General features: G+C 54.8%; 19 protein-coding genes, 1 tRNA gene and 1 pseudogene. 13 read left to right on the top strand and 8 right to left on the bottom strand.

Annotated elements, in window-relative coordinates; genetic code table 11:
* Complete coding sequence (locus ACN2TU_RS03630) at positions 1-1,554, bottom strand: long-chain-fatty-acid--CoA ligase (RefSeq protein WP_435153051.1); 1,554 nt, start codon at positions 1,552-1,554, stop codon at positions 1-3.
* 121 nt (positions 1,555-1,675) lie between these two features.
* On the opposite strand from ACN2TU_RS03630, the gene ACN2TU_RS03625 reads away from it, so the two are divergent.
* The 3 genes from ACN2TU_RS03625 to sod all read left to right on the top strand — a co-directional run bounded on the left by ACN2TU_RS03625 (position 1,676) and on the right by sod (position 4,815).
* Positions 1,676-3,073, top strand: coding sequence for a cryptochrome/photolyase family protein (locus ACN2TU_RS03625; protein ID WP_435153049.1), 1,398 nt, complete (start codon positions 1,676-1,678; stop codon positions 3,071-3,073).
* Between the two features lie 409 nt (positions 3,074-3,482).
* Positions 3,483-4,085, top strand: coding sequence for a superoxide dismutase (locus tag ACN2TU_RS03620; RefSeq protein ID WP_435153047.1), 603 nt, complete (start codon positions 3,483-3,485; stop codon positions 4,083-4,085).
* A gap of 118 nt (positions 4,086-4,203) precedes the next feature.
* On the top strand, positions 4,204-4,815 hold the full coding sequence (gene sod / locus ACN2TU_RS03615) for a superoxide dismutase (RefSeq protein ID WP_435153045.1): 612 nt from the start codon (positions 4,204-4,206) through the stop codon (positions 4,813-4,815).
* A 61-nt stretch (positions 4,816-4,876) separates the two neighbouring features.
* On the opposite strand, the gene ACN2TU_RS03610 is transcribed toward sod, so the two are convergent.
* Positions 4,877-5,314 (bottom strand): DUF7522 family protein, encoded by a 438-nt coding sequence (locus tag ACN2TU_RS03610; protein ID WP_435153043.1) that lies wholly within the window; start codon positions 5,312-5,314, stop codon positions 4,877-4,879.
* A gap of 136 nt (positions 5,315-5,450) precedes the next feature.
* Here ACN2TU_RS03610 and ACN2TU_RS03605 point away from each other — a divergent pair, with 136 nt between their 5' ends.
* Both ACN2TU_RS03605 and ACN2TU_RS03600 read left to right on the top strand, forming a co-directional pair.
* Positions 5,451-5,717 (top strand): DUF5827 family protein, encoded by a 267-nt coding sequence (locus ACN2TU_RS03605; RefSeq protein ID WP_435153042.1) that lies wholly within the window; start codon positions 5,451-5,453, stop codon positions 5,715-5,717.
* Positions 5,714-6,502, top strand: a complete 789-nt coding sequence (locus ACN2TU_RS03600) for an ATPase (protein ID WP_435153040.1) — start codon at positions 5,714-5,716, stop codon at positions 6,500-6,502. Before ACN2TU_RS03605 ends, ACN2TU_RS03600 begins: the two co-directional genes overlap by 4 nt.
* Before the next feature lie 25 nt (positions 6,503-6,527).
* Here the strand turns inward: ACN2TU_RS03600 and ACN2TU_RS03595 are convergent, their stop codons facing one another.
* Positions 6,528-7,106 (bottom strand): MBL fold metallo-hydrolase, encoded by a 579-nt coding sequence (locus tag ACN2TU_RS03595; RefSeq protein WP_435153038.1) that lies wholly within the window; start codon positions 7,104-7,106, stop codon positions 6,528-6,530.
* 67 nt (positions 7,107-7,173) lie between these two features.
* Complete coding sequence (locus tag ACN2TU_RS03590) at positions 7,174-7,659, bottom strand: Lrp/AsnC family transcriptional regulator (protein ID WP_435153036.1); 486 nt, start codon at positions 7,657-7,659, stop codon at positions 7,174-7,176.
* A gap of 250 nt (positions 7,660-7,909) precedes the next feature.
* Here ACN2TU_RS03590 and ACN2TU_RS03585 point away from each other — a divergent pair, with 250 nt between their 5' ends.
* Entirely contained in the window at positions 7,910-8,809 is a 900-nt protein-coding gene (locus ACN2TU_RS03585) for a DMT family transporter (protein WP_435153034.1), read from the top strand.
* Between the two features lie 42 nt (positions 8,810-8,851).
* On the top strand, positions 8,852-11,956 hold the full coding sequence (locus ACN2TU_RS03580; protein WP_435153032.1) for an FAD-binding and (Fe-S)-binding domain-containing protein: 3,105 nt from the start codon (positions 8,852-8,854) through the stop codon (positions 11,954-11,956).
* On the opposite strand, the gene ACN2TU_RS03575 is transcribed toward ACN2TU_RS03580, so the two are convergent.
* Complete coding sequence (locus ACN2TU_RS03575; protein ID WP_435153030.1) at positions 11,957-12,697, bottom strand: SDR family oxidoreductase; 741 nt, start codon at positions 12,695-12,697, stop codon at positions 11,957-11,959. It lies immediately after the preceding gene.
* 110 nt (positions 12,698-12,807) lie between these two features.
* On the opposite strand from ACN2TU_RS03575, the gene ACN2TU_RS03570 reads away from it, so the two are divergent.
* From ACN2TU_RS03570 to ACN2TU_RS03555, 4 genes are all read left to right on the top strand, one after another.
* Complete coding sequence (locus tag ACN2TU_RS03570; RefSeq protein ID WP_435153648.1) at positions 12,808-13,959, top strand: metal-dependent hydrolase family protein; 1,152 nt, start codon at positions 12,808-12,810, stop codon at positions 13,957-13,959.
* A 51-nt stretch (positions 13,960-14,010) separates the two neighbouring features.
* A complete protein-coding gene (locus ACN2TU_RS03565; protein ID WP_435153028.1) occupies positions 14,011-15,168 on the top strand; it encodes a helix-turn-helix transcriptional regulator in 1,158 nt (385 codons plus the stop codon).
* 129 nt (positions 15,169-15,297) lie between these two features.
* A tRNA-Glu gene (locus ACN2TU_RS03560) sits at positions 15,298-15,372 on the top strand.
* Positions 15,373-15,747: 375 nt separating this feature from the next.
* Positions 15,748-16,707, top strand: a complete 960-nt coding sequence (locus ACN2TU_RS03555; RefSeq protein WP_435153026.1) for a PDDEXK family nuclease — start codon at positions 15,748-15,750, stop codon at positions 16,705-16,707.
* A 169-nt stretch (positions 16,708-16,876) separates the two neighbouring features.
* On the opposite strand, the gene ACN2TU_RS03550 is transcribed toward ACN2TU_RS03555, so the two are convergent.
* Complete coding sequence (locus tag ACN2TU_RS03550; RefSeq protein WP_435153024.1) at positions 16,877-17,986, bottom strand: mechanosensitive ion channel family protein; 1,110 nt, start codon at positions 17,984-17,986, stop codon at positions 16,877-16,879.
* Between the two features lie 1,248 nt (positions 17,987-19,234).
* On the opposite strand from ACN2TU_RS03550, the pseudogene ACN2TU_RS03545 reads away from it, so the two are divergent.
* Positions 19,235-19,516: pseudogene (locus ACN2TU_RS03545) on the top strand (glutamine amidotransferase-related protein); the annotation flags it as partial.
* Between the two features lie 403 nt (positions 19,517-19,919).
* Complete coding sequence (locus tag ACN2TU_RS03540) at positions 19,920-20,237, top strand: DUF7718 family protein (protein ID WP_435153022.1); 318 nt, start codon at positions 19,920-19,922, stop codon at positions 20,235-20,237.
* Positions 20,238-20,265: 28 nt separating this feature from the next.
* Here ACN2TU_RS03540 and ACN2TU_RS03535 read toward each other — a convergent pair whose 3' ends face one another.
* Both ACN2TU_RS03535 and ACN2TU_RS03530 read right to left on the bottom strand, forming a co-directional pair.
* Entirely contained in the window at positions 20,266-20,592 is a 327-nt protein-coding gene (locus tag ACN2TU_RS03535; RefSeq protein WP_435153021.1) for an HVO_A0114 family putative DNA-binding protein, read from the bottom strand.
* A 465-nt stretch (positions 20,593-21,057) separates the two neighbouring features.
* Positions 21,058-23,124, bottom strand: coding sequence for a pentapeptide repeat-containing protein (locus ACN2TU_RS03530; RefSeq protein WP_435153019.1), 2,067 nt, complete (start codon positions 23,122-23,124; stop codon positions 21,058-21,060).
* Positions 23,125-23,203: the final 79 nt, after the last annotated feature.

Genomic DNA, 23,203 nt, shown 5'->3' with positions numbered 1-23,203 from the left:
TTACGCCTGCTCTACCAACTCGAACTTCTGTACCTTTCCGGTCGTGGTTCGTGGCAGTTCCTCCACGAGCGCGATCTCACGCGGATGTTTGTACGCCGCGAGTTTGTCCAGACAGAACTCCTGAATCTCCTCGGGTGTAACGTCGGTATCCGGAACTGGTACGACGAAGGCTTTCACCGTCTCGTTCCGGCGTTCGTCCGGGATGCCGACCACTGCCGCGTCGGCGACCGCTTCGTGTTCGAAGAGGAGTTCCTCGACTTCGCGCGGATAGACGTTGTAGCCCGCGGTGTTTATCATGTGTTTCTTGCGGTCGACCACGTAGAAAAAGCCGTCTTCGTCCCAGTAGCCGATGTCTCCCGTGTGGAACCACCGGTCTCCGTCGGCCTCACTGAACGCGTCCGCCGTGGCATCCGAAAGCCCGGCGTAGCCACGCATGACGTTCGGCCCTGCGATGACGATTTCCCCGGTCACGTCGTCCAGTTCCGCGTCATCTTCGGCCAGCGGGCCTTCCTCGACCGGTGGCAGTTCTTCGAAATCGTCGTCCACGACGCGGGCACTGACACCCTGAATCGTCGTGCCGATACTGCCGACACGTCGCCCCTTCTCGGGTGTGTTGAAGTGCGTCACCGGACTCGTCTCGGTCAGACCGTAGCCCTCGTAGATTTTCGCGTCGTATAGCTCTTCGAACCGTCGGAGGACTTCGATGGGAATGCCCCCGCCGCCGACGCCAGCGAGTCGCACCGAGGAGAGGTCGAAATCCGCCGCATTGGGTTGGTTGATCACGTCGTTGTACATCGCGGGCACGCCATGCATCAGCGTCAGTTCGGCATCCTGAACCAACGAAAGTGCTTGCTGTGCATCCCACGTCGGGAGCGGATAGAACGACCCGCCGCGGAACAGGGTCGCGTTCATACAGACCGTCATTCCGTAGATATGGAACAGCGGGAGGACGCCCAACTGGGAGTCGTTTGGCGTGATGCCACCCGGAACGAGTTCCGCCGCGGCCTCGGCGTTCGTGGTGAGGTTTTCGTGCGTGAGTTCCACACCTTTCGGCGTCCCGGTCGTCCCGCTGGTGTACGGTTGGACTGCGAGGTCGTCGTCATCCCTGTCGGCGATTTCGCCGTCCCCCCGGGCGAGGAAGTCACCGAAGAAAATCCCGTCACCCTTGCCAAGCGTGACGACGTGTTCGACATCGGTATCCTCGCGAACTTCGTCCACGAACGGAACGAGGTCGGGAAGCGTCACGACTACTTTCGCGCCGCTGTCGGCGAGCAGGTGGCTGATTTCGCGCGCTCGATACTGTGGGTTCATCGGGACGACGACGCCACCAGCCATGAGCGTCCCGTGGAACGTGACGACGAACTGTGGCACGTTCGGGAGATAGATCGCGACTCGGTCGTCCTTCCCGACACCTCGCTCTGCTAATCCACCGGCAAACCTGCTAATTTGCGCCCACAGATCCTCGTACGATAGCGTTTGGTCTGCAGTGACGATGGCCGGTTTGTCCGGGTGCTTGCTGACCGTGTCTGCAACCGACGCGGTAAGATTTACCATGGTGGTTTGTAACGAGGGGTACCATCATAAAACATCACTGAAAACTGTGTCGGGAATCGTTGTTTGAGGAACCCCACAAAGTGGGTTTGGCTCTTAAGAGGCTGCTCGTCGTTTTCCAGGCATGAACCTTCATTGGCACCGCCGCGACCTTCGGGTCGAAGATAACCGAGCGCTCGCCTCGGACGACCCCGTCGTTCCTGTGTTCGTTTTCGACCGAGACGTGCTCTCCCACGCGGCCCCGCCGCGCGTCTCGTTTATGCTTTCGGCGCTCGAATCGCTCCGCGAGTCCTACCGCGAACAAGGCGGCGACTTGGTGGTCGTCCACGGCGACCCACGCGAGGAACTCCCACGAATCGCCCGAGAACTCGATGTCGAACGAGTCGTCTGGAACCGGGATTACTCTGGATTGGCAAAGCGCCGCGATACCGAGGTTCGGGACGCGCTGGACGAGGAGGGAATCGTGCATCAGAGTTTCCACGATTCCCTGCTTCATACACCCGGTAGCATAACCACGAATGAGGGCGACTACTACTCCGTTTTCACCTATTTCTGGAAGAAGTGGCGCGACCGGGGGAAGGACGATTCGTTCGACGCGCCAGGGGACGTGGTCGATACAGCGGACGTCGCAGCGGTGGATCCCGACAACCTGCCGACCCTCTCCGACCTCGGCTTCGATGAACCGGAAGCCGAGATTCCGCAAGCGGGCACCGACGCTGCCCGTGATTTGCTATCCGCGTTCTGCGAGGGTGATGTATATTCCTACGACGACGAGCGCGATTATCCCGCCCGTGAGTGCACTTCACTTCTCTCCCCGCATCTCAAGTTCGGCACCATCGGGATTCGTGAAGTGTGGAAAACGACGGAGCGGGCGAAAAACGATGCCGAGAGCGCGGACGATGCCGATTCGGTCGATGGGTTCCAGCGCCAACTCGCGTGGCGCGATTTCTACGCACACGTCCTCGACAATCAACCCGACGTCGTCGTGGAAAACTACAAGGACTACCAGTACGAAATCGCGTGGTACGACGACCCCGAGGGCGTCCAGGCGTGGAAAGACGGCGAAACGGGCTACCCCATCGTGGACGCTGGAATGCGCCAACTGCGCGAGGAAGCATGGGTTCACAACCGCGTTCGGATGATAGTCGCGTCCTTCCTGACGAAAGACCTGCTGGTGGATTGGCGCGAGGGATACGACTGGTATCGCCAGAAACTCGTCGATCACGACACCGCGAACGACAACGGCGGGTGGCAGTGGGCCGCTTCGACCGGCACCGACGCCCAACCCTACTTCAGAATTTTCAACCCGATGACGCAGGGCGAGCGGTTCGATTCCGACGCCGAGTACATCAAACGATTCGTTCCGGAACTGGAAGACGTTCCCCCGAAGAAGATTCACAAGTGGAACGAACTGGACGAGGACGAACGCAAAAGCCTCGCTCCGGACTATCCCGCACCCATCGTTGACCACTCCGAACGCCGCGAAGATGCGATTGCGATGTTCGAAAACGCGAAGGGATAGTCGGGAATTCGAGAATATTGGCTAACAGTTTCGTTTCGGAATTCTCGCAGGGAACTTGCTGTCCTGGTGGATGGAGGGCGAAGGAGGAAGCGTAAGTGGTGAGCGTCAGCGAACCACGAACCTACGACCAACTGAGGGCTCCGTTTGAACCAGCATCAGCTAGCGACACTGCGAGATTGTCAGAGACGAGTGTAACGATGACCGAGAGTTTCTGGTTCAAACGGAGCCCTCGGTCGGTTCTCGCTCCTTTCAGTCGCTCATCCCCCCTCGCCCTCCATCCACCAGGACAGCCCGTGGTCGGTGAAAACTCAGCAAGAAACGTGTTCGATAGGTGTGTCTCGGAACCCCTCTGACGTTCGCCTCAACACTTAACACCACCACCGTTGACCAGAGTTGACGGGGGTTAGCAATGGCAACCTACGAACTACCGGACTTACCGTACGACTACGACGCATTGGAACCGGCAATCGACGCGCGAATCATGGAGCTGCACCATGACATCCACCACCAAGGGTATGTCGATGGTGCAAACTCGGCACTCGACACGCTGGAGAGCATGCGAGATAACGACGAGTGGGGAGACGTAAAGGGTGTCGAGCGGAACCTCGCATTCAACCTCTCTGGCCACGTCAACCATTCCGTTTTCTGGGAGAACATGTCGCCGGACGGTGGCGGCGAACCCGACGGCGAACTCGCCGACGCGATGGACGAGCATTTCGGCGGCTTCGACCAGTTCAAAAGCCAGTTTTCGGCGGCATCCAAGGGTGTCGAAGGCTCCGGCTGGGGAATGTTGCTCTACGACCACGTCGCGGACATCCCAATCGTGAGCATGGCTGAAAACCACCAGAACCAATCACCACAGGGAACTACGCCGCTGCTCGTGCTGGACGTGTGGGAACACGCCTACTATCTCCAGTACGAGAACAAGCGCGGTGACTACGTGGACAACTTCTGGGATGTCGTGAACTGGGACGATGTGGCGGAGCGATTCGATGCCGCACAACGCATGTAAATCGCTCAAACCACCGCAAAGAGGCCTTTTTTGCCGGAACATCGTGATATGTGCTAGCGAACTTCTCCTCAAGGTTTAACAGCAAGTGGTGAGATGTATTCCACGGAGGTATACATTTATGCCAGAACAATCGAACGCGGAACTGCCACCACTTCCGTACGACTACGACGCGCTGGAACCCCACATCTCCGAGCAGGTGCTCGAATGGCACCACGATACGCACCATCAGGGCTACGTAAACGGCCTCAACAGTGCGGAGGAAACCCTCGCGGAGAACCGTGAATCCGGCGACTACTCCAGCACGGCGGGTGCACTAGGCAACGTCACCCACAACGGCTGTGGACACTACCTCCACACCCTCTTCTGGGAGAACATGGACGAGAACGGCGGCGGCGAACCCGAGGGCGACCTCGCAGACCGCATCGCCGAGGACTTCGGCTCCTACGAGGGCTGGAAGGGCGAGTTCAAGGCCGCCGCGAGCGCCGCAGGTGGCTGGGCGCTTCTCGTGTACGACCCGGTCGCAAAACAGCTTCGCAACATCAAAGTTGGCAAGCACGACCAGGGCGCACTCTGGGGTAGCCACCCGATTCTCGCAGTGGACGTGTGGGAACACTCCTACTACTACGACTACGGTCCAGACCGCGGCGACTTCATCGACAACTTCTTCCAGGTTGTCGACTGGGACGAGGTCGCTGACAACTACGAGAACGTCGTATCGCGGTTCGAATAAGGGCCGAATCAACCGATATTTTTCGCCGAGAAAGACGACAAGCGCCCGCTGTACCGAATCGCTATTCCAGTCCTACTTCGCCCGGTTCCACCGTCGGTACGTCGTACCCGGACGCGATGTCGGTCACGTGCCGAAAGAGCGATTCGTAATCGTGGCCGCCCGGTTGCAAGTCGAGGCTCGTGAACATTCCGACGTTTCGCTCGTCGTCCGCGAAGAACATCCGGAACTGCTCGAAATCGTCGAATCCCCGAACCGTGTACTGGTAGGACGCATAATACAACTGATCGTAGGTGTCCCGAGTGACGAACCCGAACCGTTCGTTATCGACGAATTTCGAGACGTTGATCTCTTCGAGTTTGTCCGAGACATCGTCTCGGAGATAGAGCATCTCGTAGTCGGACTGGCCGAACAGCCAAATGTCTCGGAGGTTTTCGCCGCCGAACTCGGCAAATGCCGACACGAGCGCCTCTTTCGCTTCACTCCCCTGTTCCCTGCGCATGTCATTTTCTATCTTTATCGCTCCATTACAAAAACTCGGTTATGATTATACCCCGTTATACTTAGAAAGAAATGGCGGAAATATTCTCCCACACCGATTCGTGAAGTTTTACGCCGAGACGTGCGTATCCGCTAGTATGCCGAGACCGAAAGACGACTTCGAGCAGCTATACCCCTGTGATTTTTACGAACCGGACGAACTGCTCGACACTGACTCGATGTACAGCGTGTACGAAATCGCCCGCCTGTTGCAGGGACTCGACTCCGACGCGGAAATCGATGTCGAGACCGAGGATATCCTCCTCGATTGGGCGATTCCGTGGATTATGCGCAACGCGGACGAACTCGTCGTCGCGGAACCGCCGAGCGAGGAGGAACCCGGCTACTACGGTCTGAAGACATGACGATACTCGTCGCAGGAAGCGACCGAGTGGACGCGGGCAAGACGACGTTCACCGTCGGACTGCTCTCGCATCTCGACGCCGTCGGGTTCAAACCACGCGCTGGCAACGACTTCTGGTTCGACCACGACGATGCCATGGCCGCCATATCGGAGGGACGACTGTACGGCAAGGACGCGGCCGGACTCGCGGACGCGAGCGCGGGCGACCATTCGCCCGAGGAAGTCAATTCCGTCCACCGTCTCTGGTGGCCTGCACCGGGGAAAGGAAAAGGCCTGTTGGGTCAAACCCATCGCGAGTTCCTCGTTGACCGCGTCGGCGAGAGTTTCGTCGTGAACGGAACGACTGACCTTCCGGAGACCGTCCGCGAAAATCTCCCTCTGTCGGATGCGGTTACCATCGAATCGGTGTCGGAACTGAACGACCAGACCGAACGGCGCTATCTGCCCCACTTTCGTGCACTGGCGGAACGAATCAACGACGCGCACCGTGCCGTCGTGGAATCCTACAGCGACATCGCACGACCGATACAGGGCGTCGAGTTCGACACTGTCGCCGTGGTCGAACCACGGCGATTCCGGGTGTACGACGGCGCGCGCTACGCGAAGGCCTGCGAAGTCGCGGACAGCAGCGCCCGCGATGGCTCACTGGAAAAGCGGGTGGAAGACGTGGTGAACCTGCTCGACCCTCGCGAAACGCACACGCTCGAACCGTTAACGGAAGCGGAGCGCGCCGACCCGGAAAAAATCGCAGCAGTGTACGAAAGTGCATACGAAGCACTTCGGTAACCCCGCAGGTCGGATTTCAATCGATTCAGTACATCCGGGCAGCTTTCGACGCGAGTTCGATGTCGTGATGCGGATTCGTCGTCACGCTTGGCCCGTGGCCGGTGTGCATCTCTTGTAGTTTCTCGTCCGTCGTGGCAGCCACGCGGTCGATGCTCTCGATAAGGGTATCTCGGTCTCCCTCTTCGAGGTCGGTTCGGCCGAAACTCCCGTTCTGGAAGATGAGGTCACCAGCGAACAGGACGTGGGCAGATTCGGAGTAATAACAGAGATGGTCGTTTTTGTGCCCCGGGGTGTGAAGCGCGAGGTAGTCGTTGTCGCCGAGCGTCACGGGTTCCTTGTCCGCGATTGCAAGGTCTACGCCGGGTTGGTCGGTGTCGAAACCGTATGCGTCCACCCCGAACGCGTCTTTCACGGTTTCGAGGTTGCCGACGTGGTCGGGGTGGGTATGTGTCAGAACAACCGCGTCGAGGCCGTCCGCTAGTTCCTCGATTTTATCCACCGCATCGAAGTTCGAACCAGTATCGACCAGCACACATCGTTCGCCAGTCACGAGGAACGCGTTGCTGGTGAACGACTGGACGCCCGCCGCGATGTTTCGAATCATGGCTGGTGGTACAACGAGGGTGGCTTTCCGGTTTTCGTTCCGCTCGTTCGCCTCCCCTGGGAACTCCCTACTCCTCGGCGAGCTCCTCGACCAGCGTATCGAGACTGTAGCTTTGGAGGACGCGATGGGAGTCCCGGAGCGTGGAGATGACGAACGTCGAGTTCGTCCGGTCTACTTCCTCGATGCTCTCGAAATCGCTAATGAGTCGTTCGACCATCTCGCGCCCACTCAGGTGTGCGATGACGATGAAGTCCGTCTCCCCCATCGTAAAATACGCCTGCGTGACGCCTTCGATTTCGAGGATTTTCTCACCGAAATCGGCGTACGACCCGGTGTAATCGGCGAACACTTCCACGACGACGGTGACGCCGAGACCGAACTCCTCCAAATCGATGTCGTAGAGGTCGTTCTCGATGACCCCCGCATCCCGGAGGTTGTTTAATCGATAGTGGATGGTCGAAACCGGGATGCCGGTTTCCTCGTGGAGTTTTTCGGGGCTTCCGGTTTCCAAATCCGAAATCGCCTTCAGCAGTGTAACGTCGCGCTCGTCCATTGGTCTGAATTATTGGTACCAATACTTAACAGCTGGATTTTTCCGAGAGAGCGAGTCACACTGACTCGCCAAATATTCCAGTATACCGTCAGTTAGAGAATTTTGATTCTACCTGTAGTTCAAATATTGTTTGTGATTCAGTATCGAACGATAATGTTGTAGAAACATTTAACAACCCGTGGAGAATAGGATTGGATAGAAATACATGATTGCGACTAAACTTGGTAGACAACTACCACGAACTGAGGTGATGTTCGTATTACTAGCCGGATTCTGGGGGGCATCGTTCCTCTCCATCGATGTCGGTCTCCACCACTTTCCGCCCATCCTGTTTGCGGCGCTTCGCTACGACGTGGCCGGACTGGCGATTCTCGGCTATGCAATGTTCACGACCGATAGCTGGAAACCGGAGAGCAGAGCCGACGTGCTGGCCATTTTGGCCATCGGCGTGTTCATCATCGCGGGCCATCACGGCTTTCTCTATCTCGGCCAGCAATACGTCCGAGGCGCGCTCGCGGCGGTTATCATCAGCCTCTCGCCCGTCTTGACTGCCGTCTTCGCGAGTGCGATGCTCGCAGACGAACACATCACGGCACTCGGCGTTCTCGGCTTCGCATTCGGTGTCGCTGGCGTCGCCATCGTTGCCGACCCGAACCCGGAAAACTTCCTTTCCGTGGGCGTCGTCGGAATCGCCCTCGTCTTCCTCGGTGCGGTGTGTTTCGCCCTCGGGTCGGTGCTTACCCAGCCACTCAAAACCGAAATTTCGCTCCCCGCGCTACAAGGCTGGGCGATGATTCTGGGCTCCGGTCTTCTCCACCTCCTCAGCTCCGCACGCGGTGAATCTCCCGCCGCAATCAACTGGTCGCTTCCGGCCATCGCCTCGCTGGTGTACCTGACCCTTATTTCGGGGGTCGTGGCCTTCCTACTCTATTTCCACCTGCTGGACGAAATCGGTCCGACGGAACTCAACCTCGTCGGCTATCTCGAACCCGTGGTTGCGACGCTCCTCAGTTGGGCGCTGCTCGGCGAACTCGTCGCGACGACCACCGTCGTCGGATTCGGCGCCATCTTCGCCGGGTTCGCCCTCCTGAAACGGAATACCCTGTTCGCAGTCGTGCGCTCGCTCTCGCCGACCGTGCGTCGGGCCTGAATCCCCACATCATTTTTCGCCCCCCTCGCCCTACGCTCTGGCATGGCAACACGCGACGCGGGCGAGGCGGATGACCCGTCCCGCGACGACCGGGCGAACTACGATTACCACGACGACAGTGTGACACGTCCCGGACTCGTCGCGGACCTCCGAAGTCGGGTGGAGGGAGCGGTTCGATTCGACGAGTACTCCCGGCAGTTGTACGCGACGGACGCAAGCGCCTACGAAGTGACGCCGATCGGCGTCGTCTTTCCGGCCTCGACCGAGGACGTCGCCGCGGTGATGACCTACTGCGCGGACCGCGAGATTCCGGTTCTCCCGCGTGGTGGCGGAACGAGCCTCGCCGGTCAGTCGGTCAACGAGGCCGTCGTGCTGGATTTCAGCCGACATATGGACGGGCTCCTCGATTTCGATTCCGAGAACCGAACCGCTCGCGCACAACCCGGAATCGTCCTCGGCGAACTGAATCGAACGCTTGCAGACCACGATTTGAAGTTCGCACCCGACCCCGCGTGGGGTGATAAAAGCGCCCTCGGCGGGGCAATCGGAAACAATTCGACTGGCTCTCATTCGCTGAAATACGGCAAGACGGACGCCTACGTCGAAGAGTGTGAGGTCGTCCTCGCGGATGGAACCGTGACGCGATTCGGCGAAATATCGATGGACGAACTTCGGGAGAAGGCGGATTCGGAGTCGTTTCACGACTCCGAATCAACGAGCGAAATGGACCTCGAAACCAGAATCTACACCGAAATCCTCCGAATCATCGAGGATGAATCCGACGCGATTCGGGACGTGTTCCCGCAGTTAAAGCGCAACGTTTCGGGCTACAATCTGGACAGGTTGGTGGAGGAGAGCGAGACGCGGAGCGCCTCGAATGCGAGTGGTGAAACCGCGAGCGAATCGGAAACCATCAACGCCGCCAGACTGCTCGCCGGAAGCGAAGGAACGCTGGCGATTATCACGGAAGCGACCGTCAGCCTCGAACCGATTCCGGAAACGAAGTCGATGGCACTTCTGACCTACGACAGCCTCATCGACGCGATGGCGGACGTGGCACCGATTCTCGACCACGAACCGTCCGCCGTCGAGGTGCTGGACGACGTGCTCATCTCGCTCGCCCGTGAAGCCGAGGAGTTCCACGACGTGGTGGAGATGTTGCCCGAGGGAACCGATTCGGTGCTGCTCGTGGAGTTCTACGCCGAGGACCACGAAGACGGCCGGGAGAAGGTCGCGAAGCTCCGGGACGACCGCGAGGGTAAATCCGCGCTCTCCGCGATGGAGGCCCACGACGAGGCCGACCGCGCTCGGTTCTGGAAACTCCGGAAATCCGGGCTTCCCATCCTGCTCTCGCGCACTTCCGACGCGAAACACATCTCGTTCATCGAGGACGCCGCGGTTCCCCCCGAGAACCTGCCCGAGTACGTCGGGGATTTTCAGCACGTACTGGAGGAAAACGACACCTTCGCCAGCTTTTACGCGCATGCCGGGCCGGGTTGTCTGCACATCCGGCCGCTCGTCAACACGAAGAGTCCGGCGGGCGTAAACCAGATGGAAGCCATCGCGGACGCCGTCACCGACCTTGTGGTCGAATACGGCGGCAGCGTCTCCGGGGAACACGGCGACGGCCGTGCCAGAACGCAATGGAACCGAAAGCTGTACGGCGACCACGTCTGGGGTGTATTCCGCGACCTCAAATCCGCTTTCGACCCCGATTGGCTCCTCAACCCGGGGCAGGTCTGCGGGGACGTAGATATGACGGAAAATCTCCGTTTCGACCCCGGATACGAGTTCGAGTCCGGGTTCGACCCCGTGCTCGACTGGGACAACGAGAACGGCTTTCAGGGGATGGCCGAACTCTGTCACGGCTGTGGTGGCTGTCGCGGCGGGCAGGAGACGACCGGCGGCGTGATGTGTCCGACCTACCGCGCGGCGGACGAGGAAATCACGAGTACCCGAGGCCGGGCGAACATGCTCCGGCAGGCGATGAGCGGGTCACTCCCCGAGGACGAGGCGTTCGACGTGGAGTTCATGCACGAAGTGATGGACCTCTGTATCGGCTGTAAGGGCTGTGCTCGGGACTGCCCATCGGGCGTCGATATGGCGAAACTCAAAGCCGAAGTCGAACACGAACACCACAAGCGACACGGTACGAGCCTCCGCGACCGACTCTTCGCGAACATCGACCGCCTCTCCGCACTCGGGAGCAAACTCGCCCCGCTCTCAAACTGGGCGACGAAACTCCCCGGTTCGCGCCTCGTCACCGAGAAGACGGTCGGTATCGCCAGCGAGCGAAGTCTGCCGACGTTCCACGCCGAAAGCCTCGAAGACTGGTTCGAGGCTCGCGGCGCGCGCGTGTCGAAGCAGGACGCGACTCGGCGCGTTCTGCTCTTTCCGGACACCTACACCAACTACAACCATCCTGCGGCCGGAAAGGCCGCAGTCAGAGTACTTGAAGCGGCTGGCGTTCACGTCCGGATTCCGGACGACGTGGCGGCGAGCGGACGACCGGCCCATTCGAAGGGGTTCCTCGACACCGCGCACGAGCAGGCCGAGACGAACGTCTCGGCGCTCGCTTCCTACGTCCGAGATGGCTGGGATGTCGTCGTCGTCGAACCCTCCGACGCCGTGATGTTCCAGTCGGATTATCTCGATTTGCTCCCCGCAATCGACGAATCCGGTTCGTCCAGCGGGCAGTACACCGAACCGCGCTCCGCCGATCCGGAAGCAGGTGGCCTCCGAACCGAGGCCGAACGACTCGCCGCGAACGCCTACGGGATTTGCGAATATCTCGATAGCTTCGACTTCGACCTTCCGTTCGGCGGAGCTGGCTCGCTGACCTACCATGGCCACTGTCACCAGAAAGCGACGAAGAAGGACGGCCACGCGGTTCACGTCCTGCGCGAGGCGGGCTACGAGGTGGACGCCCTCGATTCAGGGTGTTGTGGCATGGCAGGGAGTTTCGGCTACGAAGCCGAACACTACTCGATGAGCCGAGCAATCGGCTCGATATTGTTCGACCAAATCGTCGAGAGCGACGGAACCGAAGTCGTCGCGCCCGGCGCGTCCTGTCGAACACAGCTCGGAGACTGGCAGGGTGAGGAACCGGCCCATCCAATCGAGAAGATCGCCGACGCGCTCCGGTAATCAGAATCCCGAAAACTTGTCGCGGCGGTACACGTCGAGTTCGCTGATGGTCGAGTTCTCCATCGTCGCCGCAAAGGCGATGGCCTCCGCGACTTCCTCCGGTTCTGTCACCTCGCCTTCAGCGAATCGTTCTTCGAACGATTCGCCGTACACTGACCCGAACTCGGTACGAACTTCTGACGGGTTGACCACCGTAACCGCCACGTCATCTTCACCGACTTGTCCTTCGAGGCTGTGGGCGAATCCACGAACCCACCACTTCGTCGCGGCGTAGACGGGATTGAACGGGCGCGGATACTGCCCCGCGAAACTGCCGACGAAAATCAAGTTTCCCGACGATTCGCGGAGATGCGACAGCGCGGTTCTCGTCGCGAAGAAGACGCCATCGACGTTCGTCTCCTGCATCGTCCGGAACTCCTCGGTCGAGAGGTCATCGACCCGTTTGCCGCGAGCGAGTCCGGCGTTGTTCACGAGGATATCGAGCCCGCCGAATGCCGATACCGTCTCCTCGACCATCGACGCGACGGCGTCCTCATCGCGCACGTCCGTCGGGTGGACGAGCGTTTCGGTGCCGTACCTCGATTCGAGCGTTTCCGCGATGTCGTGCAACTTCCCTTCGCGCCGTGCCGAGAGCGCGACCTTCGCCCCGTCGCGCGCGAGGGCGTGTGCGGTCGCCCGTCCGATGCCCGAACTCGCACCCGTTATCAGCGCGTTCCGTTCGGAGAGTGGTTTCTCTGTCATATGCCCCATTCGTCCTCGGAGTGGTTCGTTCTTTCCCCATCTCGGCGTCCCCGACTTCGCTCCCTGCCGCGACCGCGATACTTTTCTTGTCAGGAGATCTCATGGCAGTAATGCTCGTACTCCGCGGTGCAGACGTGGTAGACGCAAACGGGATTCGCGAAGCTGATGTGGCGGTCGAAGGCGGTCAAATCGTTTCCGTGGGAGATGTGCCCGCCGCCGACGAAGAAATCGATGTCAGCGGGAAGTTTGTCGCACCGGGTCTTATCGACGCGCACGTTCACATGATGATGGATGGTCGCCCGGATGTCATCTCCGTCGTCAGCGAGAACGAAACCATGCTCGCCTACCGCGCGGCCGCAAACCTCAGGTCGGCACTGGAATCCGGCGTGACAGCCGTTCGTGACCTCGGTGCACCCACCTCGCTCGCCATCGACGCGCGAGACGCGGTCGATGAGGGGATTATCGACGGCCCGCGCGTGGTCGCCTGCGGTGAAAACGTCGTCATGACCGGTGGGCACGGCCATTGGTTCGGGCGTGAAGCCGACGGGCGTGCCGAGGTGAAAAAAGCAGTCAGGGAGCAACTCAAACGCGGTGCGGACGTTATCAAATGCATGGCGACTGGCGGCGTTCTCACCGAGGGTGCGATTACTGGTGCACCCGAGTTAGACGAAGGCGAACTCACTACACTCGTGGAGGCCGCCAGTGCGAAGCGCGTTCCGACCGCAGCGCACGCGCACGGAGCCGATGGTATCAAAAACGCCGTCCGGGCCGGGATTTCGAGCGTCGAACACGGAACGTTCATGGATAGGGAGGCGGCGGAACTGATGGCCGAACGGGGGACTTACTGGGTTCCGACCGTCAAAGCGTCGCATGGCATTCTGACCGAAGGTGTTGAGGCTGGAATCCCCGAATACGTCGTCGAGAAAGGCGAAGAAGCCGCAGATTCGATGGCGGATGCGTTCGAATACGCACTCGACGCAGGCGTGAAGATTGCGATGGGAACCGACGCCGGAACACCCTTTAACTTCCACGCCGATATTCCCGAAGAACTCGAATTGATGGTCGAATACGGGCTGACGCCGGAGGACGCGTTGGAAGCCGCGACGGTCAACGCCGCCGACTTGCTCGGATTTTCGGATGTCGGATCGATCGAAGAGGGGTATCGAGCGGATATCGTCGTCCTCGATGCAGATCCACGTGAGGACGTAACTGCATGGCAATCGCCAACACATGTCGTGTCACATGGGAACATTGTTCGTTGACGCGCGCACGTCACAAGGTCTTTTATATCCGGGCATGGACGAATAATGTACATGAGACGGCTCCTGGCTGTCGGCCTCATCGCGGTGCTGCTCATCGGGTCGTTACCCGCGCTCGGGGCGACTCAGAGCGATGCACCGACAACTCCACGGACGATCACCACCTCCCAGGAGTTCGACGATGTCGAGTTTCACATTTATGTCTTCGACAACGGTTCCGCTCAGTGGACGTTCCGGTACGAACGGACGTTGAACAACCAACAGGAACGGAACCAGTTCCAACAGTTCGCAAATGAGTTCAATAACTCGAAAACGGAACTCTATACGGACTTTCAAACGAATGCCGTCGAATTGACTGATGCAGGTGGGAACGCAACTGGGCGAGTGATGAAAGCCGAAAATTTCTCGAAAAATGCCTATATCGGCGGTCTGAATAAGAATCGCGGCGTGGTGGAGATGTCGTTCAAATGGACTGCCTTCGCCGCAAAGGACGACGGGTCTATCGTCATTGGCGACGTGTTCAAGGGCGGTCTCTACCTGGGAGAAAACCAAACACTGACCGTCGAGGCGCAGGAGGGGATGAAGTTCAAATCCGCGAAACCGATGAATCGGCTGAACAAAACCCACGATACCCTCCCGAAGAGCGACACCGTTTCGTGGAGCGGACCACGCGAGTTCAACGACCAACGGCCAATGGTGGAGTTCGCGGAATTCAAGGACAACCCGGCAGAAACCACCACGACGACGCCTCCCGGCGGGGCGTCACAACCGGGCGACGGCGAAAACCCGAACGCCGAATCACCGATGATGCTGTTCATCGCCGCCGTCGTCTTGCTCATCGGCTTGGCTGCGGTGTTCGCCTGGCGACAGGGGAACTTCGGCACGTTCTCGTCCGGTCAGAGCACGCCAGGCGGTGGTGGTGGGGCTGCAACGCCAACCGAGCCGAGTGCTGGCACGTCCAAACCGGCCGTGAGCGACGAAGAACTGCTCACCGACGAAGCACGCGTGAAGAAGCTGCTTCGCGAGAACGGCGGCCGGATGAAACAGGTGAACATCGTCGAGGAGACCGGCTGGTCGAAATCCAAAGTGAGTATGCTCCTCTCCGAGATGGAGGACGAGGGCGAAATCAGTAAGCTTCGCGTCGGCCGCGAGAACATCATCAGTCTGGACGGACACGAACCGGACGCAGCCGGGTCGCCGCTCGACCGATAGCGGTCGTCGTTTTTTACGGGCAGTCTCACTTCCGAGCCATGCGTGTTCGTGCTTCTGGATGTGTCATACCGGGCCACAGCGTGTCCGAAACGCAACTGTTAAACAGTCCGTGCGATTACTCAAAAATGCGCTCCGTTGGTGTAGTCCGGCCAATCATCTTGCCCTCTCACGGCAAGGACCAGGGTTCGAATCCCTGACGGAGCACTGCAACAAAGGGTTCAACGCCCGCTTCTGCGATTCCTACATTCCAATAGTGAACAGCCAGTCCACGGTTTTCATATCTGCAAGCAAGCGGGCGATGGCATACCGGTGTCCAGTTGTATTTCATCACACGCCATTCGGCGGGGGCTATCACGCACTGGTTACAGCAGGATGTACCCCTACGGGTAGTGAGCGACCGGGCGAACGTCTCCCAGACTGTTATTGACGAGCACTACGACCGGCGGATGGAGCGGGAGAAGATGGAGCAGCGACGATAGTTTCTGAATGACGTCCAAGCAAGCGGTCTTCAGCACAAATGAACGGCCAAAATGAGTTCTACACTCATTTTTTATCCAACGGGATTCCAGTAGTACATTCATGGAAGTCTATCGGATTGACGATGATAACTTGCATCGGATAGCCGAAACCGAACTCACCCGGGAGAAGACGTTAGAAAACTATCTTATCCGTGCAGATGGGGCGGTTATCGGCGGTATCGAAATTCTCTACATCGACCAACAGGGGAGTCCCGGCGAAGGCGGCATTTTTGATATTATCGGGCTCGACAGCAATGGAGACATAGTAATCATCGAACTCAAGCGAAACCGAACACCGCGTGACATCGTCGCACAGGCTCTGGAATATGCGTCGAGTATCCGAAACGAGCAGTACGAGGAGTTAGACGACCGGTATCGTAGCTTCATTGATGACGAGGGGGCATCACTCCGCACGAAACATTCCGAGTTCTTTGCGCGCACGGACGACCCCCTGTCGAAACGCGAGTTCAACACCGACCAGCGGCTGATTCTGGTCGGTCGTGAGTTCTCCGACCTCTCGCTCGAAATGGCTGATTTTCTCCGCGAGCACGGTATCGATGTTGTGTGTGTCACCTACAGTGCATTTGCGTCCGATGATGATGAGCTCCGACTCCTCACGACGGAGAACGTTCGTCGCCCGCTTTCTGAAGAACCCGAGACCGTCTCTGGGTCTGAATCCAGACCACGTGAGTGTACAGTTGACCTCCGCAAGGACGGAGAGGTCATCAAGACATTCGAGAAGGCTAACCAGAGTGATGCGATGCAAGCCGCCGTCGAATTCCTTATCGACGACTACCAACTTTTAGAGCGAATCTCGCTTCCATATCTTCCTGGAAGAGGGGACGGAGATCGGGCCTTACTGAACGACACACCGACTCACCCGAATGGCAACGAAATGATGGCCTATCGGGAACTGAAGACAGGACACTATCTCCTCACGAAATTAGGCGCATCTGCCAAGCGTCGATACTTGGACGAACTCGCCCGCCAGTGTGGACTGGAGGCTCACCTCTCCAGATAACTCCGCATAGTTCGTAAAATAAGCGTGATTATTTAAGTGCAATAATTGTGAAAACCGAAATATTACTCACCAACCGAATTTTCTGAGAGATGATTGACTATCACTATTTGTGATAGAGTTCACTTGTCGCTTCCGACTGGCGTGTATGCATCTCATCGAAATCAATTACTTAGTCATCACTGGGTTGGGCAGTCGACCCCCCCGGATCTTGTTGTCCTTGACCCATTAAATATTCAACATTTTCGGCTACGTAGACGTGGCTACCCCAACCAACCGCGATCCCAACCGCTATCCCGGCTGCGATAGCTATTCCCCAGACGAGAGCTCGAGCGAAGATATACAAAAGCTGAACATCGAAACCTATCGTGTCGAGTCCTATTACCATGACAGTAAAGTACAGAAATATACGAGTTCCTGCTGCAAACCATGCCATATAGTAAGATTGAGCTGCTGCACGTGTTCGCATGAGTAGGTCACCGATAAAGTCCGCCACATAGAAGCCGAACACGATAATGAATGATCCTGCAATCAATGCGGGGAAGTATGAGACGGCCATTGCAATCCATTCCGAAAGCACTTGAATTGCAAGCACATCTGCGGCCGTAAGAATTGCAAGTACATAGATAAACCATGCAGTGAGCTTCCCCAAGGCGTTCAGTATCGCACTCTCACTCCTGCCGATTACGCGACCAAATAAGGAATCAACGATGATGCGATCGAAATTGCTTTGGTCTGCGATACGACGAACGACGGTAGCAGTAACTCGCCCAAGAGCCCAACCCAACAGCAGGATTACTATTGCACCAGCTATACGCGGAAGTAGAGATTGAACTTCGGTCAGTGACATTAAGTACAGAAGAAAAATACTCGCTGCCAAGTAAGCTATAATAGCACTCCCGAATAAGAGCACAATTGGTGTGATGGATTTAATAAATGAATCTCTGATAGTTTCTTCGGTGCCAAGATGCTGTTCTCCACCATGCCGTTCTCCGCCACCCGGTCCCCCACCTGGGCCACCGTAGAATCCAGAGTAATCTAAAATAAGAACGGATAGGGAAATTCCAATAGCAAAAGGAGCGATTACAAATCCCCAAAAATGTAGTTCGGAAGGTGGAATTGCAGGGATTTTTTTAAGGGCATAAGCAAGTCCACCAGATGCACCAGTAATACCACCTATAATCTTGAGATAACTTTTTACCATTACCTCTTCCCTAATATAAATTATTCCAAGCAATACACCAATAGTAAATGTTCCAAAATGAATTCCCTCTATCTGCATTGTCCATATATATTGAAACATCGATTGCCATTCCCCCCCTGACCCAAATATTAGATACACTACACTGCCTATTAGCATTTTCCAAATGTCAATTACCAGCCATTTTGCCCTTACTCTTTGTCATCAATATTCAAATTGCTGATAAGAGATATTTTCAACGCGTTACTGGCAGCCCATCCGCACAATTCGGTTGAAAGTGGTCAGAGAACGTCGTTAGTGGCACTTTTAACTTCGATGATGAAGAGATAGAGATTCTGACGATTGGAAATGTCGCGAAGACGCTTGGGAAGTTCGCACTCATTGGTGGACTGGCCGCAGGAAGCACAATTGTCACCACTTCTGTCTATCCTCCGGGAGTCGTTGCAGGAGTTGCGGCTGGTGGGCTGGTAGCAGAGAAAGTCATTGTCTCAATCGATCCGTAACACCAGAACAATACCTGATTTTTGCCCGAGATGAGAATAATTCCATTATGCGAACGGGGTCTATACTGTCCTTTCCGGTTCCATCTGCTCTCATCATGACACGCGAATAAATACACGCTTGGCCGGTTCATGGTTTCACAGAAGAGGCAATTTGGTTTGCATCTCACCCTCACGTTTCCTGTCCTGATCCGACTGCGGAGTTTGCGTGTTTACTGTTACTATGAATAGAACCGACGATATTTGGATCGCTGACTACCACATGATATCAGAACGGAAACGGCCGTGTCGCCACTACGTTCCGATTGCGCCTTCGAAAATGGTTCATCGCGATCAGATGGTGCCACCGGTGGGCCATCGATATCGATGTTGTCACCGATACTGATGACGAAGCTACCGTTCGTACTGTGCCAATTCTGCTGTCCCACCTTCTGATACTGGCTGACCTCTGAGGTCGCTCATTGGGCGCGGGTCTGGCTTTGGTTCATGTCGCCCCTCCAGTATATTTCCCCGTTCGTGCTCGCCGTCAACCCTCATTTTGCGGAGGTTTTTATCTCGACGCTCTCTACAGACTGTTGTCGTGAAACGACCCCCGGTTAATGGGAATCGAGTTTCTGATACGATTCCCATTTTGTCCAACATATCTGAAGTATAGTGACGGACTCTGATGACTTCGACGCCGTGTGTGTTGCGTTCCCGACGGAAACATGGCCCAGTGCGCCGAATCTCCGGAAAATGGCGATGATCCACGACTCCAAAGAAAATCTATGAGGTGTTCGTCGGCGATGTCGGATACGTCTCGCGGATCGGCGTCGCCGACTTTGCCATCATCACGAAGCACGTCGAATCCGTTCGAGACGAGGTCTGCGACATGATGGAAGGCTTGTCGTTCATCCCGAACTCGCCCACGCTGATAAACGCTGGCGACGATCTCCAGCAGTTGTCCGCCTGTTTCGTTGACTCCCCGGGCGACGAACTGGTGATGGGTGTCCGCCACCGCGAATACCCGATCGAATGCGTACAGTTCCATCCGGAGAGCGTGCTCACGGCGTGCGGTCGGGAGATACTCGAAAATTTCTTGTCGCGCTACACCAGCACGCCCGCTGCGTAACGTGCGGCGACGACGACGAGGGCGAGCACCCCGAGACACCAGATGAGTTTGACGGTGAACCGGATGGCGAAGATGAGTAGGATGATTGCGACGATACCAACTGGTTCGATGGCGAGGTGGGTATTATTTGTGAAATGACTGCGTGCTGAATGGTAAACGTATCGGCAGTGTCAGGTTCACTTTTCCTGGTAATCGAAAGACGACGGGAGATTATCCACTCGTTACGGTGGGAGATTTCCCCATAACGATCACTTTCGCTCCGGTCTGAACACTCTTATATTACCCCGCGTATTAAGGTGAAGTAGGAAGGGAACGTTTTCCAGAGGCGTCACTATACAAACAAACTTGCGCTAAAGAAAGTAAACTTAATTGGGGTTGGGTCAAATGCATTCTTCAACAATAAATGAAGAAAATAGAATACGAATTAGACGGAGATTACAAAGGACGAACTTACCGACTAATGATTAGGTGCGACCCGAGTTATGATAATCCAGAGAGCTTCGCAGTTACAATGTACTATAAAAGTGCTGAAAAGGGAGAGTCAATACAAATCGTACGCATCGATAATTGCCATGGATATTCTCATATCGATGAGCTATATAAAGGAACAGATGACAGAAAACCAGAAGTAGAGTTGAATGTTTGGGAGGCCGCAAATTATCTGGAAAATAACTGGACGATATACGCACGAAAACACGAGGAAAATCGAGACAATATTTGATCTCTTGTGGTTTGATTTGGTTTTCTACTCAATCTACCACATCCCCATTAAATACAATTGGTTTGACGGCGATATTTTTGTGAGAGAGAATTGGCCGCTTCGACTGTCCTTTTGTTTCATATTCAATCACACCAGCTTCATAGAGAATGTCAAGGTCTCGCTTTACTATGCTAATATCCCGATCAACGTGGCGTGCAAGGTCGCGCATAGATTCGATATTGTTTGTTGAAATTTGTTCGACCAGTTCCATCCGTTTTTGCGTGAGTACGTGCTCAGCAGTTTCGCGCGAGAGTAGCAGGAGGTCATCTATGCCTGCTTCTGCGAGCCTCCGCATGTAATCAATTGACGTTGTCATAGTGTTGTAGGAGTGCTTTACCGTATTTAACTTGCAACACGTGAATATTTCATTGATAACCGATTACTCCAGCTGAACAATTATCGGTTCTCAAAGCTACTGTGATGACATAGAAGGTCAACACATATAATAATAACTGAAATCATCTTGACGGGGAACTACCATAGACTGTCACAACGCAATAGCACCAGAATATGTACCAGTGAATTAGGATATGAATTTAAGAGAGTAACTAAAATATTTTGTATGAGAGAGGTGATGAGCACTAATTATCTTGGTACAGACGTGCCAGCGGACAAGGACCCTACCAACTACACATACGTCGAGTGGAGAGCTGACTTACTTGACCGGATAGTGGCAGCAGTCTCCCGAAAGAACATCCACCAAGCCCGTCTCGCCAATGGCATACGGGCCCCTAAGACAGCAAATTTCCCCACAGTCATAGATATGTTTTGGAATTTGTAATCACCAAGTCGATCGCCGACCAAGTACAAATACAAAGAGTGCCAGCATAATTGCACCAAGTAATGATTCAATTCCGACAATAAATTTAGACAAATTCATAACTGGATACCAACTACTGGATCCAATCGAAGTGAAGGTGACAAGACTGAAATAGAAACTTTCAAACGACGCATTAATACTTCCTGGAAATTTAAAATATAATGTAGAACCATTCGTTGAGTTAGAAAGCTCTGTTAATGGATAGATTGATGAGAAGATGAGAACGAGAAACAGTGATGAACCAATGATTCGAATCGGGTTGTCACCGTATTCGAATATCATCCATGAAAATTCGTCCCAAAGATTATTAGGTGGATTTCTACTCTGTCGACGAATGTCCTTCTTCCGGAGGTAGTAAGTTCGCGCCTGATTAGGAAGATTATTCTTTTTTGTGAGCTCTTCGAGAATACCATAGACACTGCCAGTTTTCTCAAAATCAGTGACTGGATCTAACTTTCGTTGAGACCACCTTTTTTTCAGCTGACTGAATATAGTTTTCGAAGGGTCATAGACGCAATTCTTATCTTCATAGGGAAGGCAATCTCCAATGAGTTTTGTCTCCGAATTAAGTTGTGCGCCGTCAAAGGTTGTTCCGAATATCTTGGCATCCTGGAGATCCGTACCCTGTAAAGATATATTTTCCATCGCAGCATGCTCTAAGTTTGCTTGATTGAATGATGCATCTCTGGCATCACTATCCCGAAGTGTAGCTCCATCAAACTTGCAATTATCAAAGTTTGCCTGTCGAAGGATTGAACCAGTTAAATCCGCCATTGAGAAATGGGCATTCACATTTGTGTCGAATAAATTTGCCCGAGTTAGATTTGCCCGCCAAAAGCTCGTCTTATCTAATGTTGTTAATTCTAATGTAGATTTGGATAAATTGGCTTGCCCAAAATCTGTTTTAGATAAATCCGCGCCCAATAAATTCGCATCAGCAAAATTTGCTCGTGAACAAGTTGCATTTGTTAAGTCTGCATGTGTTACTTCTGCATGTGAAAAATCAGCATCGCTAAGATCACAATCAGTAAGATTAGCATGCTGGAGTTTTGAATCAGTAAGATTGGCACCTTGCATAGAAACACCGGTAAGCGTCCGCCGTTGAAGATTTGTTTTTTGTAGATTAGCTTCATCAAAAACCGCAGACTCGTTTATTGATTTCGGTAATTTAGCACCTCTGAGATTTGCGTGATTAAAGATAGTGTCTTCCAAATTTACTTCTGTAAATTTACAATTTTCCAAGTCACACCCGCTGAAATCTACGTTTGATAAATTCACATCCTCAAATGTACAGCCAGACAACTCAGCTACCGGGAACCTATGACTCGATAGATCACATTTGGAAAATGTACACTGACTAAAGTTGGTCTGTCCAAATTGATTTAAGACTATGAACTGAGTTTTGTCAAATCCACACCAGCTAAAAGACGCTCCTAAGAAATTTGTTCGATATAATGTAGTTTTATCAAATTCTACATATTGAAAATGTGCATTATGGCAATCTGCTCCCTTGAAGTTTGCTTCGTATCCAACGACAGCTACCAACTGAGCATTAATGAAGTCACTTCCTTCCAAGTCAGCACTTCTAATGGTCGCATCTATTAATTCACTATTAGTAAATTCGCAGTGAGAAGCCTTTGCTCCGAAAAAATTAATTTTAACAAGTTTTGCATTTTGTAACGACGAATTCCGCAAATCAGCCGATTGAAATTCAACCGAAGTAAGGTGAGAGTGGTCGAAACGAGCGCGACGAAGTGAGCAATTCTTAAACGTGATTTCTGATAAAGAGATGCCTGATAAAAATGCGCCATCGATCCGTTCTGGTGTCGATTTTCGGGCGTTTAGAAGATCTTCGGAGTTTTTATCAGATGTTTTAGCATGCCATACACAATGGTTATCGGGGCTTCTTTTCCATGGGGGACGCTGGCAAGTCAGTGTAGTTCCAGTTACGTTCCATTCATTCGTGGTATATTGATTCAATGACGTGGTGGGTACATTTATAGTATATCCACATATTCGTGAATTCATTTACCCTATTTGTAAATAGCAGCGATGAAATAGTTTGGGGTGTCAATCGAATTTTAATACCTCGCAATAGAATACTATT

It is taken from the genome of Haladaptatus marinus (assembly GCF_051194195.1).
Note: the sequence above shows the minus strand (reverse complement) of the source record. Positions and strands in the feature narration are given on the sequence as shown.

Bases quoted from the DNA above. Each gene is read 5' to 3' on its own strand.
- ACN2TU_RS03630 (WP_435153051.1), bottom strand. From the start codon at position 1,554: ATGGTAAATCTTACCGCGTCGGTTGCAGACACGGTCAGCAAGCACCCG.
- ACN2TU_RS03625 (WP_435153049.1), top strand. From the start codon at position 1,676: ATGAACCTTCATTGGCACCGCCGCGACCTTCGGGTCGAAGATAACCGA.
- ACN2TU_RS03620 (WP_435153047.1), top strand. From the start codon at position 3,483: ATGGCAACCTACGAACTACCGGACTTACCGTACGACTACGACGCATTG.
- sod (WP_435153045.1), top strand. From the start codon at position 4,204: ATGCCAGAACAATCGAACGCGGAACTGCCACCACTTCCGTACGACTAC.
- ACN2TU_RS03610 (WP_435153043.1), bottom strand. From the start codon at position 5,314: ATGCGCAGGGAACAGGGGAGTGAAGCGAAAGAGGCGCTCGTGTCGGCA.
- ACN2TU_RS03605 (WP_435153042.1), top strand. From the start codon at position 5,451: ATGCCGAGACCGAAAGACGACTTCGAGCAGCTATACCCCTGTGATTTT.
- ACN2TU_RS03600 (WP_435153040.1), top strand. From the start codon at position 5,714: ATGACGATACTCGTCGCAGGAAGCGACCGAGTGGACGCGGGCAAGACG.
- ACN2TU_RS03595 (WP_435153038.1), bottom strand. From the start codon at position 7,106: ATGATTCGAAACATCGCGGCGGGCGTCCAGTCGTTCACCAGCAACGCG.
- ACN2TU_RS03590 (WP_435153036.1), bottom strand. From the start codon at position 7,659: ATGGACGAGCGCGACGTTACACTGCTGAAGGCGATTTCGGATTTGGAA.
- ACN2TU_RS03585 (WP_435153034.1), top strand. From the start codon at position 7,910: ATGTTCGTATTACTAGCCGGATTCTGGGGGGCATCGTTCCTCTCCATC.
- ACN2TU_RS03580 (WP_435153032.1), top strand. From the start codon at position 8,852: ATGGCAACACGCGACGCGGGCGAGGCGGATGACCCGTCCCGCGACGAC.
- ACN2TU_RS03575 (WP_435153030.1), bottom strand. From the start codon at position 12,697: ATGACAGAGAAACCACTCTCCGAACGGAACGCGCTGATAACGGGTGCG.
- ACN2TU_RS03570 (WP_435153648.1), top strand. From the start codon at position 12,808: ATGCTCGTACTCCGCGGTGCAGACGTGGTAGACGCAAACGGGATTCGC.
- ACN2TU_RS03565 (WP_435153028.1), top strand. From the start codon at position 14,011: ATGAGACGGCTCCTGGCTGTCGGCCTCATCGCGGTGCTGCTCATCGGG.
- ACN2TU_RS03555 (WP_435153026.1), top strand. From the start codon at position 15,748: ATGGAAGTCTATCGGATTGACGATGATAACTTGCATCGGATAGCCGAA.
- ACN2TU_RS03550 (WP_435153024.1), bottom strand. From the start codon at position 17,986: ATGCAGATAGAGGGAATTCATTTTGGAACATTTACTATTGGTGTATTG.
- ACN2TU_RS03540 (WP_435153022.1), top strand. From the start codon at position 19,920: ATGAAGAAAATAGAATACGAATTAGACGGAGATTACAAAGGACGAACT.
- ACN2TU_RS03535 (WP_435153021.1), bottom strand. From the start codon at position 20,592: ATGACAACGTCAATTGATTACATGCGGAGGCTCGCAGAAGCAGGCATA.
- ACN2TU_RS03530 (WP_435153019.1), bottom strand. From the start codon at position 23,124: ATGAATTCACGAATATGTGGATATACTATAAATGTACCCACCACGTCA.